We start from the raw sequence: 15,671 nt of genomic DNA on the forward strand, positions 1-15,671 counted from the left end.
TGCGAGGTGTTGTATGAGAGGGCTATGATCAGCCTGCCTAGATGGCCAGGCCGTTGGAGATAGTTGGCCTGGCCTGAATTCTTAGAAGTTGAATAGTAGGAATTACAGGCAGTTGGTGGGTTTGGGTAGGCCAGCGATTTTACTGGCTACCTTGGCTGGGCTTGGTGGAAAAAGCTGCATCAGGTAGATGCTACGACCTTTGTCTGCACCCAGGTGCTGGCCGATAAATTTCACCAGGGGACGCATGGCGGGAGACAGGTCGAACTGGCGATAGAAGTCCTGTAACAGCTCGATAACTTCCCAATGGGCATCTGTCAGCTTTATGCCTTCGGCTGCCGCCAGCTGTTCTGCTACATCGGGGCTCCAATCTTTGAGGTCCCGCAGATAGCCCTCTTTATCTAGGGGAATTTCTTTACCATTAGCTGATAAGTGATTCATTTCAACTTCTACCGGAACCAGCTGACGATGGGGTTATGCTGAGTACAGAGTTTTACCCAGCCAGCATCGTCAATCATTTTGATACCTGACACAATTGCCGCCAGCTCCCGCTGCCCGCGTGCTGCGGCATCGGCCTCCAGACAGTAAACGGCTGAATTCTGTAGTGTTTGCAAAGCATCATGGCGCAGGGCATAAACGCCATCCTCGATTAGAAGTAACGCATCTCCTTCGGCAAAGCTTTGCAAGCAGTCCCGCAAGGCGCTGGAGCTGAATGGAGATTTACTGACTAAATGTAATGTCATATCAAAAGCTCAATACACATTGGTAAGAGGCAATTAAAGCGCCCGGCTGCTCAATTGTCTTGATCTCTACTCCAGGAATTTCTATCAGTTTGGGCTTAACCCCCCTTTCTGCGAGACTGCTTGCGCAAACATAGAATTGTTCCAGTCCAAACATAGGGAGTGCCAGCAGGTTTCGGCGTTGACTCTTTTGTTGGATTTCTTCCGGCGATTGGTTGCCCAGCAACTGGAATATCCCGTCACCGATAAATAGCAGGTCTACTTCCTGCTCCATAGCGGCTGATGCAAGCACTGCTTCGAGACCTTCGCGAGCCAAAGCACTCCCGTAGGGAGCCGTGCGGCATAGGGCGAGAGTTTTGTTACCCATGATTAGCCTCCAAAAGTTACAAGCCGCTCAGAATTGGCTACAGCGTCAGTTAGTTGGCCTAGGCCTGCCAACTCGAATCCTTCTGCGAGGTTTGCTGATAGCTTCTCCTGTCGCTCCGCTTCCCGTTGGCTTAACACGCCGCGCCTCTGCGCTGCTGCGATGCAAATAACAAGGTCAAGATTGTATTGCCGCTGTAAATCTTGCCACTCGCCGGTTAAGTCGGCTTCATCCTGGGGGGGCGCGGCGATGCTATTGCCATTTTGTATTCCATCGCAATAGAAAAAAATCCGGTAGATTTCGTGCCCTTCAGAAAGCAGGGCTTTGGCAAAGCGCAATGCGCTTGCGGCGGACTGGGTTGAGTGGGGCGCAGAGTAGACTGCCAAGGAAAACTTCATAGCGGGCCAAATAGTAAAATGCCCCGCACTGCGGGGCATAGTATTGACTCAACAGCAGCTGCTGATTAGTCGTCGGAAGAGGCGAATCCGATGATGTGCAGCAAAGCAGTGAACAGATTCAGGATGTCCAGGTACAGGGAAGTAGTGGCCATCAAGTAGTTGGTTTCACCACCGTTGATGATACGACTGGTGTCATACAGAATGAAGCCGGACATCAGCAGGGCAATAACCCCACTCAGGGCAACACTGGCCAGCGGCATGTAGATGCCAAAGAAGCTGGCAATCACCATGCCCAGGCCACAAACTACGGCGGCAATCAGCCCTACAAACAGGAAGCCACCCATAAAACTGAAATCTTTGCGGGTTGTCAGCACATAGGCGGAAAGGGCAAAGAAGATCAGTGCGGTGGTGCCAAGGGCTTGCATAACAATCTGGCTACCCCCGGCTAGGCCCAGGTAGTGGTTCAACATTGGGCCAATGGAAGCGCCTAACAGGCCGGTGAAAGCGAAAACAACGCCGATACCGGCGCTGGAATTTGCGGTGCGCGGCAGTACAAACCAGATCAGGGCCAGGGCTCCTAGAGAGCAGATCAAGCCCATGCCACGGCCCATGCCAACGGCCATGGCGATTCCTGCAGTGACGGCACTGAAAAGTACAGTCATTGCCAAAAGGGCGTAGGTATTGCGCAACACCTTCGCCGATTCCGAGCGGTCCAGTGCGCGGGTATTTGTATAAGCTTGTGGTTGCATTTAGCGACTCCTGCTATTTAATCGATACCGGAATCATATAGCTCGCGGTGGGGACCATCAAGTCGGGAAATCCCTTTTAAGCGCTGGCTATAATTCTTGTTAAATTCGAAAAACCTCAATTTTTACAGGGTTTTAGTCGAATCTTCTCCTGCAATTAATAGGGGCATAGCGGGCCTTTTCAAGGGGATTTACGTTACGAGGGTCGAAAAGGCAGCTCAATATCCACGATTAACGGTAGATGATCAGAGGCCTGACGGGTGAGGGCAGTACGGGGAACACGCACCCTTTTTACCGCAAAGCCGGCGCTCAGGAAAATATGATCAATTCGCACTTTTAAGAAGGTACCTTTAGGTGTATGCCGGGGGGCCTGCTCTTGAGCATCACGCAGGTAACCTCCGAGGCGCTTACACTCCGCCGAGGCCGGTAGGGCGTTAAAGTCACCCAGTAAGATGCGTTCGCCTTTGCAGCGTGGGTTGCTAAGCCATTCAGGCCCCAGCAGTGCATCCACCTGACGCAATCGCTCGGCTCTGGAGAGGCCAAGGTGAGTGTTAATGATCTGGATCTTGCTGCCGTTGTGCTCAATCTCCACCCAGACTGCGCCGCGGGGTTCATCAGCAGCTGGATTAAACAAGCGCCCCTTACCTTTAGGGGGGCCTGGCAGTATCCCTTTCTTGACCAGTTTCACCGGGAGGTGGGTGAGGATGGCATCGCCGTAGCGCTCTTCGTTGAGGTTGATTGCCGGCTGGAAGTGCACATCCATCGCCAGCAGTCGCGCCAACCGTTCCGCCTGGTCCAGGCCGCCACTGCGCTTACGCTTTACATCCAGTTCCTGCAATGCCACCACGTCTGGGCGGTAGCGGGCGATTACCCTGGCTATACGTTGCGGGGAGAGGGTGCCATCCACACCCCGGCAACTGTGTACGTTATAGGTCATGATTCTTAGGGTACTTTCCGGCGACCTGTGTTCGTCCAGCTTCATCGGACGTGCGCCACGCAGATAGGCCCGGGCGGCAGAGCGTAGATCCTGCGGGCGCCAGTAGCCCAGCCCCGGATCTGGTGGCTGGATATCCTCTGGCATCAGCGCGAAAGCATGGGTCTCGTTGGGGCCAGCGGCGCCATGGCTGCCATTTTCCATAGCGAATGTCAGCGGCTGTTTTTCACTGGAACACCAGCCATACATCATGAAATCGCCGGAATCCGGATGACTGCAAAGGCTGATCATGTCGTCGATAGCCTGTTCGGGGTAGGGGTGCTCGTCCCCCATCAGCTCGCGGCCATCCTTTGGCAGACTCACCGGGCCATGTTTCCACCAGCCGTGGACAGGGGATGAGGGAGAACTTGGGTCCACCCGGTAGAGCACCAATGGCACGTGGGCCTTCTCTACAATCATGCGTGCCACATCTGCGCGGCTGTTACCATCCAGGTCCAGGTTGTAGAGCATTGCCAGGGGCCCCAAGGCGGTCAGTGCCAGCGGGGTTTTACTGGCATCCTGTTCCGGCGCCCGCTCAAGTTCAACCTTATCCATCCATTCGCTGCCAAACAGTCGCGCCCGCTCCAGCTGGACTCCACGTCTACTCTGGCCTGGCTCGATTCGTGGTGGTTTTGGCAGTCCGGAAAGGATTTCTGAAAGGGCATCGCCAAGGCTGCGGCCATACAGCTCCTCATAGGGTTGGGTTTGTTCCTGGCCATGGTCGGAGAAGATCCATACATCGTAGTGGCGGCGGTCTGAGGCATGGGCAGCGCGCCAGATACGCGCTATGGCATCGTCTATACCCTTCAGTACCCAATGGGCGAAAGCCGAGCGAGGACCGCGGCGGTGCGATTGCTCATCGTAACCCAGTAGATTGACATAAATAATGGGCAGGCCGCGGGTAATATCGACTTTGGCGCCCATAGTACAAAACTCTCGTGTGAGGATTGTGATGCCGACCCGCGTTGGGATAAACATCAATTCCTTTATGAAGTTTTGCCCCTGCATTAAACCGCGTACGCAATCTATGAGGGAAAGAACCAGTTCCACCACGATCAAAGCGCCGGTGCGAATCAGGCTCCATAGATTACTGAGCACCAGTATGCAGATGGTTAGTGGGCTGGCACTGCGCAGTGCGGGTCCCCAGCCCTGGTCGGCGGGGCAAAAATGGGCTTCACCGGTTTTGGTTCCGGCACGGAACAGACTGAGATAACAGCTGCCACCGCTTAAAAGTGGGTCGCGCTGTTGGGTATTGATCCTTTTTTCGACTAATGCAGCCACTTCCGGATCGTACATGCGGCCAAGCTTTTGGGTCTCGTGTACCAGAAAGCCGAAGGCGGGCACCGCCTGGCGCACTCCATAGAAGAGTTCCGCTTGAACAGCGGGCGTGGTGGAGGGAACTCCAGGGTACATATGTTCTAGACGGTAATGTTCCTTCCGGATCAACCGTTTTAGGAAGGGCATGCGGCCTCTGGCCAGAGCTTTGAGTAACTCGGGGTAAGCCAGTCCATCAATCTGGATCAGGATCAGCCCCGGTGCATGGGGTTGGCGTCCGCTGGTGGAGAGACCCAGTAGAGAGGCAATCCACTCACTGCGACTGAAGCGACGGCGCCAACGCCTGACGGAGAGTCCAATACGGCTTAACATTGCTCGGGATTACTGCTCCGGTGCCTGCCTCAGTGCTGCCCCAGCGGCTCCGGTTAGGCCTTCGATAATTTCCCACTGTGCCCCCATTAACTTGCATATCCTTCCCCATTGATTTGGGTGGATCCGACTTGGCTGGGTATTGTTTTTTACCAGGGGTTGGTAAAGGTCAAGCGCGCGCTGGGCGCAGCTTCTCATGGAGAAATCCCTGGCGGTGTTTACCGCCTGGTAAATTAACTCTCTGCGGCCTCCCGGAGGTAGGTCATGTAGCCAGTGAATGGCAGAGACAAAATGTTCAAGGTCGGTGTTGTTGAGTAGCCGTCCATTGATTCTGTCCTTGACCATTTCCCGGGTTCCATTGGCCTCCAGAGCTATGACTGGAACCCCGCTGGCCATTGCTTCAGACAGGACAAGGCCCTGAGTCTCTGTTGTTGAGGAAAAGACAAAGGTGTCCATGGCGGCGTACATATCTCGCCGTGATGTACCGAGAACCTTGCCTGGCATGTGTACACGTTGTAACAGGCCTTGCTGGGTGAAAAAGTCACGCAGGTCATCTTCCAGTGGCCCACTTCCCGCCAATAGGAAGTGGGTATTTTCCCGGTCGTGCATAAAGCGGGCTACTGCTTCACAGAGGAAAGGCAGATTTTTCTCCTGGCCAAATCTGCCGAGGTGTCCCACTACAAATGCTGAGTCGGGAATATGCAATTGGTTTCGTATACCCCTACCATCACCGCCGCAGTATTCTTCCACGTGAACTCCAGTAGGCACTTCTGCAATAGGCGTCCGTACGCCGCGTTCATGCAGTAGCCGCACAACACTGAGACTTGGAGCGAGTACCAGGTTGGCCAGGTTAGCGTAGCGGGTAGCAATTTCTATGGCGAAACGCTTAACAACCGGGGAGCTGGCCATCACATTATGGGTGTAGTGTTCATATAGTGTGTGGTGAGTGAAAACCAGCGGTAATTCTCGTTCGCGGGCAATTCGCAGTGCCGTCAGGCCCAATAGGAAGGGGTGGTGGGAGTGGATAATATCCGGTTTGAAGTCATCGAGCCTCTCATTTAGGGCGAGAGAAAAAGGTAGAGCGATAGAGAAGTCGCTACCGTTAAAGTTTTGTATCGCATGGATCCGTAATACATGTTCCTCGCGGGCTACCTGCTCGGCGAATTCCGGGGCAATAACCAGCACTTTGTGACCGCGCTTGCGGTATTCTTCGCTGAATGCTGCGACCGAGTGCGCCACGCCACCGACGTGGGGCAGGTAGGTATTGGTTAACATCACGATGTTCATGGACTTTTCAACTCTACGGAATTCAGGCCCTCGCCAACCAGGGTGGGTGAAAAGCCGAGGGGTTTGATGGCGATAGCCGGTGCCTTTCCGTACCATTCTCCTTTCCAGGATACTTTCGGGATGGCGCCAGGAGTAATTTCCAGGGAGATGACGCCAAACCGGGTTGGTGCTGGGCCGAACAGAATAGGCTTCCTGGCAGAAGTATCCTTGAGCCATTCAGGCGGTAGCCCGGATATCAGGATTAGGGCATCCTGCTCCTCGCGAACAAAGCAGTTCCGTTGCATTGCTATCCATTCAGCTGCGGCCCAGGCGTGTTGACCATCCCCCATGCAGCCTCCTAGGGAATGGGGGTGGATGGCTTCCGGCCATTGGCCTGTGGGGGAGGCGAGTTGTGCCACACTGCGCATTAGGTCCAGGCAGCGCCGGTCGCCGGCACGCAGCAAGACCTGGGCGATATGCAGGGTCAGGTAGGCGTTGATCCCCGAGTGGATCATGTCCTGGAAGAAACCTCCGCTGACAAAGCAGTTATTGATCAGGAAGTCCGCTAGATCAGTGAGCCTGGCATCATCCGCTGGATAGAGTTGCAGGGGGTAACCGGCAACAACGGAGCCAATGGCACCGGCATCCAGGCGGCGATTGGGAGAGGCGGGCATTGCTGCGCGGCCAATTCTCTTCTGCGCCTCGGCAAGGCTGCGGTCAATGGTGTTTTGAAAGTCACCGGCTGCGGTATTGAAACGGTGGGCGTTATCGTCGATGCCCTCCCTAGTACAGATTGAAGCTGCGGCATGCAGACCAGCCACTCCCCAGAAGTCATCCCAGTAATAGCAGTCGTTGGGGCCCAAGTGCTCTGCGCTGAATCCGGCGGGAAGCAGACCGGCGCAGAGACTTCCGTCCTCGGGTAGGCGTTTATTGATAATCCAGCGCGCCCCCTTGAGTATTGATTCACACCAGGCCTGTTTTAGTGGCCTGTTATTCAGCTGGCAATAGAGATCGAAAATCCACAGAGCTTCACCATTGGAGTCCCATTCGCCATCCTGGGAGTGGAAAAAACCATCGCGTTTTTGTCTCTGGGGAAATTGATCCAGGGCCCGCTCGGCTCTACTGGTGAGCCCAGCGAACAATAGGGATTGAATCATAAAGGCCGCATCACGGAACCAGAAACGCTTGTAGGTATAGGGCCCAGGGTAGACATCACAGGGAGAGTGTAGGATCAATGTGCGGATTGCCGAATCATATAAGAACTGGAAGTCCCTATCCGGGACCTGCAGGGTGCAATGCCCTTTCAGGCTTTCTTTCCAAGTTCTCGACGGCTGGCCTGTATGAGATTCCTCTCCTAAGGGAATGGATACATCCAGTTTGAGTGGCTTGTGTCGTTCAATCCGGAACATGGCCGCTGCCGTGGCCATTCCGACATCGCACTCACCAGACATACATCCGTGTTCATCCTTCAGGTGCAAATAGATATCGCCGCCGCGATAGTTGGATGCCAAGTGTTTGTCCACTGCTTGCCCGAATTCAACAGCGGGCTGGTCCTCAATTAGCCAGCGCCTTCCGCTCTCTTCCAAGCTTACCTTGTGCACGAAGCTGACTCCTTCGGGATTGCATGGCCGCAGTGCCACCAATAACCATCCACTATCACGGCAGCTGGCAGTGAGATCCATCACGCAGTGGGGTTTTCCATGTCGGGTCTCAACCCGGATACAATTGCGCAATTTCAGGCTTTTTAGGGCTGATTCTGTCACCACCGAAATATCGTCACCTAGCTCCTGGTGTTGCTCGCAGTAGGTGAGACTGGCGGGAGTCAGCACATCGCCTGTATCACTGATTACCCAAGCATCAATGGACCAGCCATCGTAATGGGGAGTGAGTAGGCCGCGAGGGTCGATAACCGGCAACTCATCGCAGTCTGGTAGGCCTACTGCCGTCCAGTTGCGGTGGCTGAGGTTGCAGTGAGTAATGGAAAAAGCGCGGGGGATGAATGACTTGTCCCTTGGATCGAATTGGCGCTGGATCCAGTATGGCCAGACCCAATCCAGGTTGTGTTGGATAACCTTACTGTTGATTAGGGCGCGGGCATGAAAGACTGCCCCAGCACGCAACAGCTCAATTGGTTCGCTGACCTCAGAGGGCTCGGCAAAGCGCTGCAGGTGTGCCATTAATGTAAGCGGGTCAAGGAAACCGTGGGCAGTTGCGAATCTGCGTACGAAGAAACGCCACGGTAACCATTTCATCCAGGGCATCACAGGTCCTCTTCTTTTACGATTCGTTTTAATGCGCGCCGCGCCATGCGAGTCAGGCCGATCAGGGCGATCACTGCGAGAACAAACCCCATGATGTAGAGCGTCCACTGGACTGCGGTGCGTTCCTCCACTTTGCCAAGTGAGGCTAGATCGGCGGCGATAGAGCCCACATAGACGTTGTGTAGGGTGAGGGGAATCACTCCAAGAGTGTTGCCTAGGATAAAATCCCTCAGCCGCACCGGAGTCAGGCCGAAAAAGTAATTGGACAGCTTGAATGGAAACAGCGGCACCAGGCGAGTCAGCATAATCATCTGCCAGCCCTCCCGCCGGATGACCTCGCCAATGGTGGCGGGCTTGATGTGCGACATCACCCAGCGTGATGGCCTTTCACCAAACAGGTAGCGGGCAATAAGGAAAGCAATAGTGGCGCCGAGAACTGTGCCGGCCACCACCAGGATAGTGCCTTTAATAACCCCAAAAACAAATCCAGCCCCCATGGTGAAGATCACGCCGGGTAGCAGTAAAACGATTGCTGCGGCCACGATGAGGATATAGAGAAGGCTGGTTTGCCAACCCCGTTCATTGAGCCATTGCAGTAGTTCTATCAGCCGTTCATCCAAATCAAAATAAAAAATCAGGCTCAGTGCCCCAGCCACGGCGATCAGGCAGATGAAAAAAACGACTATTGGAAGAAACTTCGCCGCCATAGAACTGCTCGGGGAACCAACAACGGGCGGTTTTGATTGCCGCCAGTTATTAGCCTAGCCAATGGATAACGGCAGGTGAAACTTCCTTGTGGCGTGACAGTGATGGAATTGACCTCTTAGCGATTACCCATCTATTTTTTGGCCTATTCCCGTTAGAAAAGAACTGGCGTCGTCATGAGATATTAAATAAGCCAGCCTAATAAAAGCTAAGTCCATAATTGCGAAAAGAAATTTAAAAAGGGCGACAACAGGATGGCGTTGGGATGGGCCCCACAGCTTAGCGCAAGGCGATCAGCACATATACTTATTCGATCTTAATTATTTGCGCATTGACCAGTTTTGTGCCGTTTCCGGAATAGGGGTGATCGTTGTTCAAGGGCGGGTTCGCAATATGGATATTCTTCGGCGCTGCCTGGAGCTCTGCCCCCGAGCCTGTGCTTCCTTTAAATGAAGCTGTGCAAACAGCAATTAGGACCAACTTGCGAGTGCAGGGCGCTGCGCTGGAAGTTGATGAGGCTGGAGATATGGTCGAAGCGCTCAAAACCCGTCGTTACCCACGCCTTCAACTGGATGCAGCTGTGGAGCATAACCTTACTACTCAAAACTATACATTTCCTCAGGGCAGTTTGGTTCCCGATTCAGAAATTGGGCCTATTCCACCGGTAAATGTCGAAATTACCTCTGAAGAGGGAACGACCGAGTTGGTTTCACTCGGGGTCCGCCAACCCTTAACCCGCTTGTACACCATTGCTTTGGAAATCTGTGAAGGTTACGTGAGTACCGAAATGGCGGCACAAAAAGTGCGGTGGACCCAACAGGATGTGGCCTATTTAGTGAAATTGCAGTACTTCGAGGTGGGGAAAATACTCGGAGACTTACAGGCCATAGATGAGTCCATACTTTTTCTTAGTTCCTTGAGTGATTTGGTTAAGAATTATGTCGACCAGCAAGTGGCTTTGGAATATGAATTGCTGGATGTGCGAGCCCGGCTTGCTCAGCGAGAGCTAGAGCGTCAACGGCGTGTTGATGAGATGATCACCGCCAAGGAGAGGTTAAATGCGTTACTTGGCAGAAATGTAGAAACACCGTTTAGTATTGAGCACCTTTCGGTACCCCCTCCGGCTCTCTTTGATATGGGGGAGTCACTTCAGTTGGCTTTTGAACAGCGGGCTGACTTTATTGAGTCACAGCTGGCAATTGAAAAAGCCGAATACAGTTATGACATCAAGAAATCGGAATATATACCGGATATAGATATTCAATTTCGCTATCTCAAACTTTACAACGTACGCTTGATTCCAGATGCCGAAGCTTATGTATCCCTGGATATGCGTTGGGAATTTTATGACTGGGGGAGGAAGAGGGACGAGTTGGCAAGTCGCGCGAGCAAAATTGCGGGCGCTGAGGTGCAAATGGCAGAGGTACGTAATCGTATTGAGATAGAGGTGCGGGAGAGTCTCCGTAAACTGCGTACTGCGCAGGAATCTGTAAAAGTTGCACGTGATCTTCAAGCGGCTTACCGGGAAAAAGTCCGGGTAATGATTAATCGCTATCGGGAGCAAACCGCATTGTTGACCGATGTGCTGGAGGCGGAAACCCAGCTTGATCGAGCCAATAGCGATTACAACGGCGCTGTACTTTCAGTTTGGGGTGCCCTTGCAGAGTATGAAAAGGCATTGGGGGAAGTTTAAGTGCTTAAACCTTTAGCCTTATTTTTTTTTACATTTTTGCTTATAAGTTGCCATGGAGAACCGCCTGCAAAGCAGCCCATGCCTGTTCAGGTAGCTGTAGCGCGCACTGAGCGCGGTGCTGAAGGGTATCCCTATTCAGCTGTAGTCAATCCTTACACTCAAGTGGATGTGGCATTTAGGACAGAGGGTTATATAGAAGATATTCCAACCCGCAAGGCACAGGGAGAAATTCGGATTTTACAGGCCGGGGACCACATAACAAAGGGGGAGATACTTGCGGAAGTTAATGATGAGCAGTACCGGGATCGGGTAATTGAAGCTGCAGCCAATGTAAGTAAGGCTGAGGCGGAGCGCCGAAAGGCGGACTTAGATTACAAACGCGCTTCAGCATTATTTGCCACAGCCAGTATAACTGCACCAGATTACGATACCGCGCGTGAAGAGTTCGAAGTAGCTCAGGCAGCGGTGGTTGGAACTAAAGCACACTTGGATAAAGCGAAGGAGGATCTGAACGATACTGTATTACGCTCACCATTAACGGGAATAATTCTACAGCGCAAGATAGAAGTGGGCAGTTTAGTACATGCACAAGCAGTGGGGTTTGTTGTTGCTGATACTTCAAGAGTGAAAGTGGTTTTTACTGTGCCAGATGTAGTGCTTAGCTATACTAAACTAGGCAGCATTCTTTCAATGCGCACACAATCCCTACCTGAGAAAATCTTTACCGGTATAGTAACTGAAGTTTCTCCAGCGGCGGAAGTCCGTACTAGGGTTTTTGCTGTCACCGTAACTGTTGCTAACTCAAATGCAGAGCTAAAAACTGGCATGGTGATGTCTCTTGCGTTGGCAAAACGAAAAAGCCCACCAAATCGGGTGGTTGTACCACTTTCCTGCTTGTTAACGAATCCAGTCAAAGGAAAAGGATTCTTTGTGTATGTTCTTGAATTAGAGAAAGAGATACTTAGGGCGCGAATTAGAAGGGTGACTCCTGGTCCCGTTCTTGGCAATAGTATCGTTATTTTAGATGGCTTGTCGATGGGGGAGCGCGTTGTTTCTAATGGGGCTGCACAGCTGCGGGATGGTGAAAAGGTAAGAGTAGTGCCTTGATAAGGAGTTGAGAAACTTGTATCAGGATAAAAAAACAAGAGAGGAAGTACTTGAAGCGGAGAGTGAGCATAGATTTAATACTGCTCGCTTCTTTGTTGATAACCCCTCTATTTCCTGGGCACTTTTAGTAGGCGTCATGCTTTGGGGGGTTTTCGCCTATTTTTTTATGCCGAAGAGCAAAGATCCAGATATTCCTGTTCGTATTGCAATGGCAACAACCACGTGGCCTGGACAAAGTGCGGTCAAGGTAGAGGAACTAGTTACCAAACAAATTGAAGATGCTATTGCTCAAAGTGAATATTTGTATCAGCCTGATGCTCGCTCTTTTGGAGTTAAGTCCTTAACTTTAAATGGTATTTCCATGGTGCAAGCCCAGCTTGCTCCTCATACGGATGTCACAAAAGCTTTTAACGACCTCAACTTGAAACTAATTGATGCGCAAAATACTTTGCCTGCTGGGGTAGAGTCTACCCAGCTGAATACTGAATTTGGTGATACTGCTGCAGTTTTGTTGGCTGTTGCTAGCCCGCCAGCAGGAGCGGATGAAATAGCTTTGCGTGCTAAGACTATTCGCGAAGCCCTATCTAAAATTCGCGCTAAAAATGCCAGTAATAACAGGGAGAAAGAGAAACAAAAAGTAGGTCAGCGTGTTAGTATGGTAGTCGCGTTACCACTTTCTGTTGCGGGTATTAATGCAGAGGCAGCACTTCAAGTTTTTTCTAACTGGATGGAGTTAGAGGGCTACGGGGCCGATTTCAAAATACTCCATGGCCCAGGTTTTGTAGGTGTGGATTTTTTCTCTGATAAAAGCGATAAACAACTTGCAGAAGCTAGGAAATTATTTCTAACTCAGCGGTTGAGCGCACAAACTTTTTTTCCCGACGCATGGCAGCCAATTATTGTAAGGGATTTGGCTAGCACTCGCGCTCGTTTGTCTATGGTAGCTGGAGCTAAGTATAGCTATCGGCAGCTGGATGATTTTTCGGAGCTTGTTGCGGCGAATATTCGCACACTTCCTCAGGTGAAGCGTGTCTTGCGTTCAGGTGTATTACATCAACAGGTTAATTTGATTTATTCCCAGGAGCGGCTGGCTTCTTATGATTTGCGTCCAGATATGATTGCCCCAATCTTGAATGCCAGGAATAATATAATACCCGGGGGTACTCTAACTGTAGAGAATATGGATATCCCTATATTTCCCAGTGGAGACTTTAATAATTATAAGGAAATTGGCGATGTCCCTGTTGCATTAAGTGAGGATGGAACCCCGGTATATTTGAGGGGGATTCTTGATGTTACGCTGGGTTATGAATCACCGCCGACTTTACTCAATTATTATATTTATAAAAATAAGCAGGGTAATTGGCATCGTCACCGCAGTATTAACTTGTCTGTGCAGATGTTAGATGGTGAGCAGATAGGTGAACTTGGCAAAGCTCTGGATAAAGTCCTTGCGCGGGTTAAGGTCGACTTGCCTCCAGATTTAATCATTGAGAGAGTGTCCGATCAGCCTCGCCAAGTTAAAGAGAGTGTGGGTCTATTTATTGAGGCATTAATTGAAGCAATTATCCTCGTGGTAATTGTTGCTTTCATCGGATTTTCAGATTGGCGCTCAGCGGTATTATTAATGATTTCAATACCTATAACCTTGGCCATGACCTTTGGTTTTATTCAGTTTATGGGCGTGGACATCCAGCAAGTATCAATTGCCGCGCTTATTATCGCACTTGGCTTGTTGGTTGATGACCCCGTAGTGGCCGGGGATGCAATCAAACGACAAATGGCGGCAGGAAAACCTTCATTTTTAGCCGCTTGGTTAGGGCCAACGTTGCTTGCAAAAGCGATATTCTTTGCAACATTGACCAATGTGGTGGCCTATTTGCCATTCCTGCTGCTCACCGGTAATCAGGGAGATTTTTTACATAGTCTGCCAGTTGTAATGGCTTGCGCTTTGATAGCGTCGAGAATTGTCTCCATGACCTTTTTGCCATTTATTGCCAACATTATATTGCGACCACCAAAAGTCAAGGAACTGAGTCTTGATCTGAAGCGTAAGCAAGGCCTTACAGGTCATTATTATCGTTTGGCTGGTTGGGCAATTGATCATCGAAAACTAGTTCTACTGACCACCACGGTTATTCTAGTTTGTGGATTTGCATTAAAAAGCCAGCTTAAAAATGCGTTTTTTCCAGATGATGTTCAATATCTTTCCTATGTGGATATCTGGTTGCAAAATGATGCCAGCATTGATGCCACAGATAGTGTGGCAAACAAGGCGGAGCAGATTATTCGTGAGACAATTGCCCAATATCAGAAAGAGATAGGGAGAGATGACTCAATTTTGGAAGCCCTAAGTACCACTGTTGGTGGAGGGGCGCCGAGATTCTGGTATACAATTAACCCGCAGCAACAGCAGCCTAATTACGGACAAATTATCATCAGGCTGAGTAACAAAGATTTGACTCCGGTGCTGGCCCCTAAGATTCAGCAGGCGCTAACTGAAAATATTCCAGGTGCCTATTTAGATGTGCGCCAGTTGCAAACTACTCCAGTGACTTATCCATTTGCAATTAGGGTTTCCGGGCGTGTTACAACTGGTTCAGTGCAGGAAGAGCAAGATATCCTCTTGCTTCGCCAGACAGCTGAAAAAGTAAAAGAAATAGTGCAGCAGTCGCCTTATGCGAGAACAGTTCGCCAGGACTGGTCAGGTGAAAGCCTGACTTTGCTTCTGAATGTAATGGAGGATCGTGCAGCAATGTCTGGTGTGACCAATGCAGATATAGCACTCGCATCCTCAACCGGAATTAATGGCACAGAAGTGGCTACCTTGCGACAGGGAGATAAAGAAATACCTATTGTCGCTCGCTTACGGTTGGATCAGAGAGGTCAGCTTGAAGATATTAATAACCTCTATGTCTTCTCTGCAGATAGCGATGTTCGGGTGCCACTAGAGCAAGTAGCACAAACAAGTATCCGATTTAGAACTGAGAGAATTCATCGCCTTGAGAAATTCCGAACAATAACGGTCTTTGCTTTTCCATATGCCGGTTTTATTTCCTCTGATATTATGGCAGATGTAAAAGATGAACTAGATGAACTGGAAAATACTTTACCGAGCGGATACCAGTTGCAAGTCTCTGGAGACGCGGCAAATGCGAAACATGGATTTCTGCAACTGCTGATGATTCTCTGTGTCTCTTCCAGTGCAATATTTTTGGCTCTGGTGTTTCAGTTCAGTAATTTGCTTAAACCATTAGTTGTTTTTGCTACGGTGCCACTTGGAATGGTGGGCGCACTACTGGCTCTTTATGTAACTGGTCAGCCATTTGGTTTTATGGCCTTTTTGGGCATTGTCAGTCTTGTGGGAGTAATCGTCAGCCATATCATAGTGTTATTTGATTTTATTGAAATTCGTCATGCCGTAGGTGACCCCTTCCGCGAAGCCTTGCTGGATGCCGGCATTATGCGTTTGCGTCCAATTCTGATCACTATTTCAGCTACTACTTTTGCTCTGGTACCTCTGGCTGTCCATGGCGGTCCTCTGTGGCAGCCATTGTGCTTTGCTCAGATTGGCGGCTTGATCCTGGCCACTTGCGGTACGCTGCTGTTGGTGCCAGTTTTGTATACGATCATGGTCGTGGACTTGAAGTGGATCCGTTGGGAGGAGCGCGGTGTAAAGGAAGGAGATGGCGACATCCCTGTGACAGCTTAATCTTCTCATTTTTCCGTAAAGTATAAATATAGGGAATTGTCGCCGATTGCAGCTTGACGCTATCG

The 15,671-nt window shown here is 50.8% G+C and carries 12 protein-coding genes; 3 read left to right on the forward strand and 9 right to left on the reverse strand.

Features of this window, described 5'->3' with window-relative positions; all coding sequences use genetic code 11:
• Nucleotides 1-102 precede the first annotated feature (102 nt).
• The 9 genes from G367_RS0121145 to G367_RS0121185 form a co-directional block, all read right to left on the reverse strand.
• Nucleotides 103-438 (reverse strand): TusE/DsrC/DsvC family sulfur relay protein, encoded by a 336-nt coding sequence (locus G367_RS0121145; protein ID WP_020415167.1) that lies wholly within the window; start codon nt 436-438, stop codon nt 103-105.
• An 8-nt stretch (nt 439-446) separates the two neighbouring features.
• The gene (tusB, locus tag G367_RS0121150) at nt 447-740 is read right to left on the reverse strand and encodes a sulfurtransferase complex subunit TusB (RefSeq protein WP_020415168.1); all 294 of its coding nucleotides are present in this window, start codon (nt 738-740) and stop codon (nt 447-449) included.
• 1 nt (nt 741) lies between these two features.
• Nucleotides 742-1,104 (reverse strand): sulfurtransferase complex subunit TusC, encoded by a 363-nt coding sequence (tusC, locus tag G367_RS0121155; RefSeq protein ID WP_020415169.1) that lies wholly within the window; start codon nt 1,102-1,104, stop codon nt 742-744.
• A 2-nt stretch (nt 1,105-1,106) separates the two neighbouring features.
• On the reverse strand, nt 1,107-1,538 hold the full coding sequence (tusD, locus tag G367_RS0121160; protein ID WP_020415170.1) for a sulfurtransferase complex subunit TusD: 432 nt from the start codon (nt 1,536-1,538) through the stop codon (nt 1,107-1,109).
• Nucleotides 1,539-1,564: 26 nt separating this feature from the next.
• Nucleotides 1,565-2,248 carry a Bax inhibitor-1/YccA family protein gene (locus G367_RS0121165; RefSeq protein WP_020415171.1) on the reverse strand — a complete coding sequence of 228 codons (684 nt, stop codon included), beginning with the start codon at nt 2,246-2,248 and terminating at the stop codon, nt 1,565-1,567.
• 193 nt (nt 2,249-2,441) lie between these two features.
• Entirely contained in the window at nt 2,442-4,865 is a 2,424-nt protein-coding gene (locus tag G367_RS25830; RefSeq protein ID WP_020415172.1) for an endonuclease/exonuclease/phosphatase family protein, read from the reverse strand.
• A 9-nt stretch (nt 4,866-4,874) separates the two neighbouring features.
• Nucleotides 4,875-6,149, reverse strand: coding sequence for a glycosyltransferase (locus G367_RS0121175; RefSeq protein WP_020415173.1), 1,275 nt, complete (start codon nt 6,147-6,149; stop codon nt 4,875-4,877).
• The gene (locus G367_RS0121180; protein ID WP_020415174.1) at nt 6,146-8,389 is read right to left on the reverse strand and encodes a hypothetical protein; all 2,244 of its coding nucleotides are present in this window, start codon (nt 8,387-8,389) and stop codon (nt 6,146-6,148) included. The genes G367_RS0121175 and G367_RS0121180 overlap by 4 nt, the downstream gene beginning before the upstream one ends.
• Complete coding sequence (locus G367_RS0121185; RefSeq protein ID WP_020415175.1) at nt 8,389-9,096, reverse strand: TVP38/TMEM64 family protein; 708 nt, start codon at nt 9,094-9,096, stop codon at nt 8,389-8,391. Before G367_RS0121185 ends, G367_RS0121180 begins: the two co-directional genes overlap by 1 nt.
• Before the next feature lie 368 nt (nt 9,097-9,464).
• Between G367_RS0121185 and G367_RS0121190 the strand changes: the two genes are divergently transcribed.
• The 3 genes from G367_RS0121190 to G367_RS24585 all read left to right on the forward strand — a co-directional run bounded on the left by G367_RS0121190 (nt 9,465) and on the right by G367_RS24585 (nt 15,606).
• Nucleotides 9,465-10,787, forward strand: a complete 1,323-nt coding sequence (locus G367_RS0121190) for a TolC family protein (RefSeq protein WP_020415176.1) — start codon at nt 9,465-9,467, stop codon at nt 10,785-10,787.
• A gap of 78 nt (nt 10,788-10,865) precedes the next feature.
• Nucleotides 10,866-11,894 (forward strand): efflux RND transporter periplasmic adaptor subunit, encoded by a 1,029-nt coding sequence (locus G367_RS0121195; RefSeq protein ID WP_157533703.1) that lies wholly within the window; start codon nt 10,866-10,868, stop codon nt 11,892-11,894.
• A gap of 16 nt (nt 11,895-11,910) precedes the next feature.
• Complete coding sequence (locus G367_RS24585) at nt 11,911-15,606, forward strand: efflux RND transporter permease subunit (protein WP_020415178.1); 3,696 nt, start codon at nt 11,911-11,913, stop codon at nt 15,604-15,606.
• The last annotated feature ends 65 nt before the right edge of the window (nt 15,607-15,671 follow it).

This window comes from Microbulbifer variabilis ATCC 700307 (assembly GCF_000380565.1).
Lineage (GTDB): Bacteria > Pseudomonadota > Gammaproteobacteria > Pseudomonadales > Cellvibrionaceae > Microbulbifer > Microbulbifer variabilis.

Bases quoted from the DNA above. Each gene is read 5' to 3' on its own strand.
- G367_RS0121195 (WP_157533703.1), top strand. From the start codon at position 10,866: ATGCCTGTTCAGGTAGCTGTAGCGCGCACTGAGCGCGGTGCTGAAGGG.
- tusC (WP_020415169.1), bottom strand. From the start codon at position 1,104: ATGGGTAACAAAACTCTCGCCCTATGCCGCACGGCTCCCTACGGGAGT.
- G367_RS0121165 (WP_020415171.1), bottom strand. From the start codon at position 2,248: ATGCAACCACAAGCTTATACAAATACCCGCGCACTGGACCGCTCGGAA.
- tusD (WP_020415170.1), bottom strand. From the start codon at position 1,538: ATGCCCCGCAGTGCGGGGCATTTTACTATTTGGCCCGCTATGAAGTTT.
- G367_RS0121145 (WP_020415167.1), bottom strand. From the start codon at position 438: ATGAATCACTTATCAGCTAATGGTAAAGAAATTCCCCTAGATAAAGAG.
- G367_RS0121175 (WP_020415173.1), bottom strand. From the start codon at position 6,149: ATGAACATCGTGATGTTAACCAATACCTACCTGCCCCACGTCGGTGGC.
- tusB (WP_020415168.1), bottom strand. From the start codon at position 740: ATGACATTACATTTAGTCAGTAAATCTCCATTCAGCTCCAGCGCCTTG.
- G367_RS0121185 (WP_020415175.1), bottom strand. From the start codon at position 9,096: ATGGCGGCGAAGTTTCTTCCAATAGTCGTTTTTTTCATCTGCCTGATC.
- G367_RS25830 (WP_020415172.1), bottom strand. From the start codon at position 4,865: ATGTTAAGCCGTATTGGACTCTCCGTCAGGCGTTGGCGCCGTCGCTTC.
- G367_RS0121180 (WP_020415174.1), bottom strand. From the start codon at position 8,389: ATGCCCTGGATGAAATGGTTACCGTGGCGTTTCTTCGTACGCAGATTC.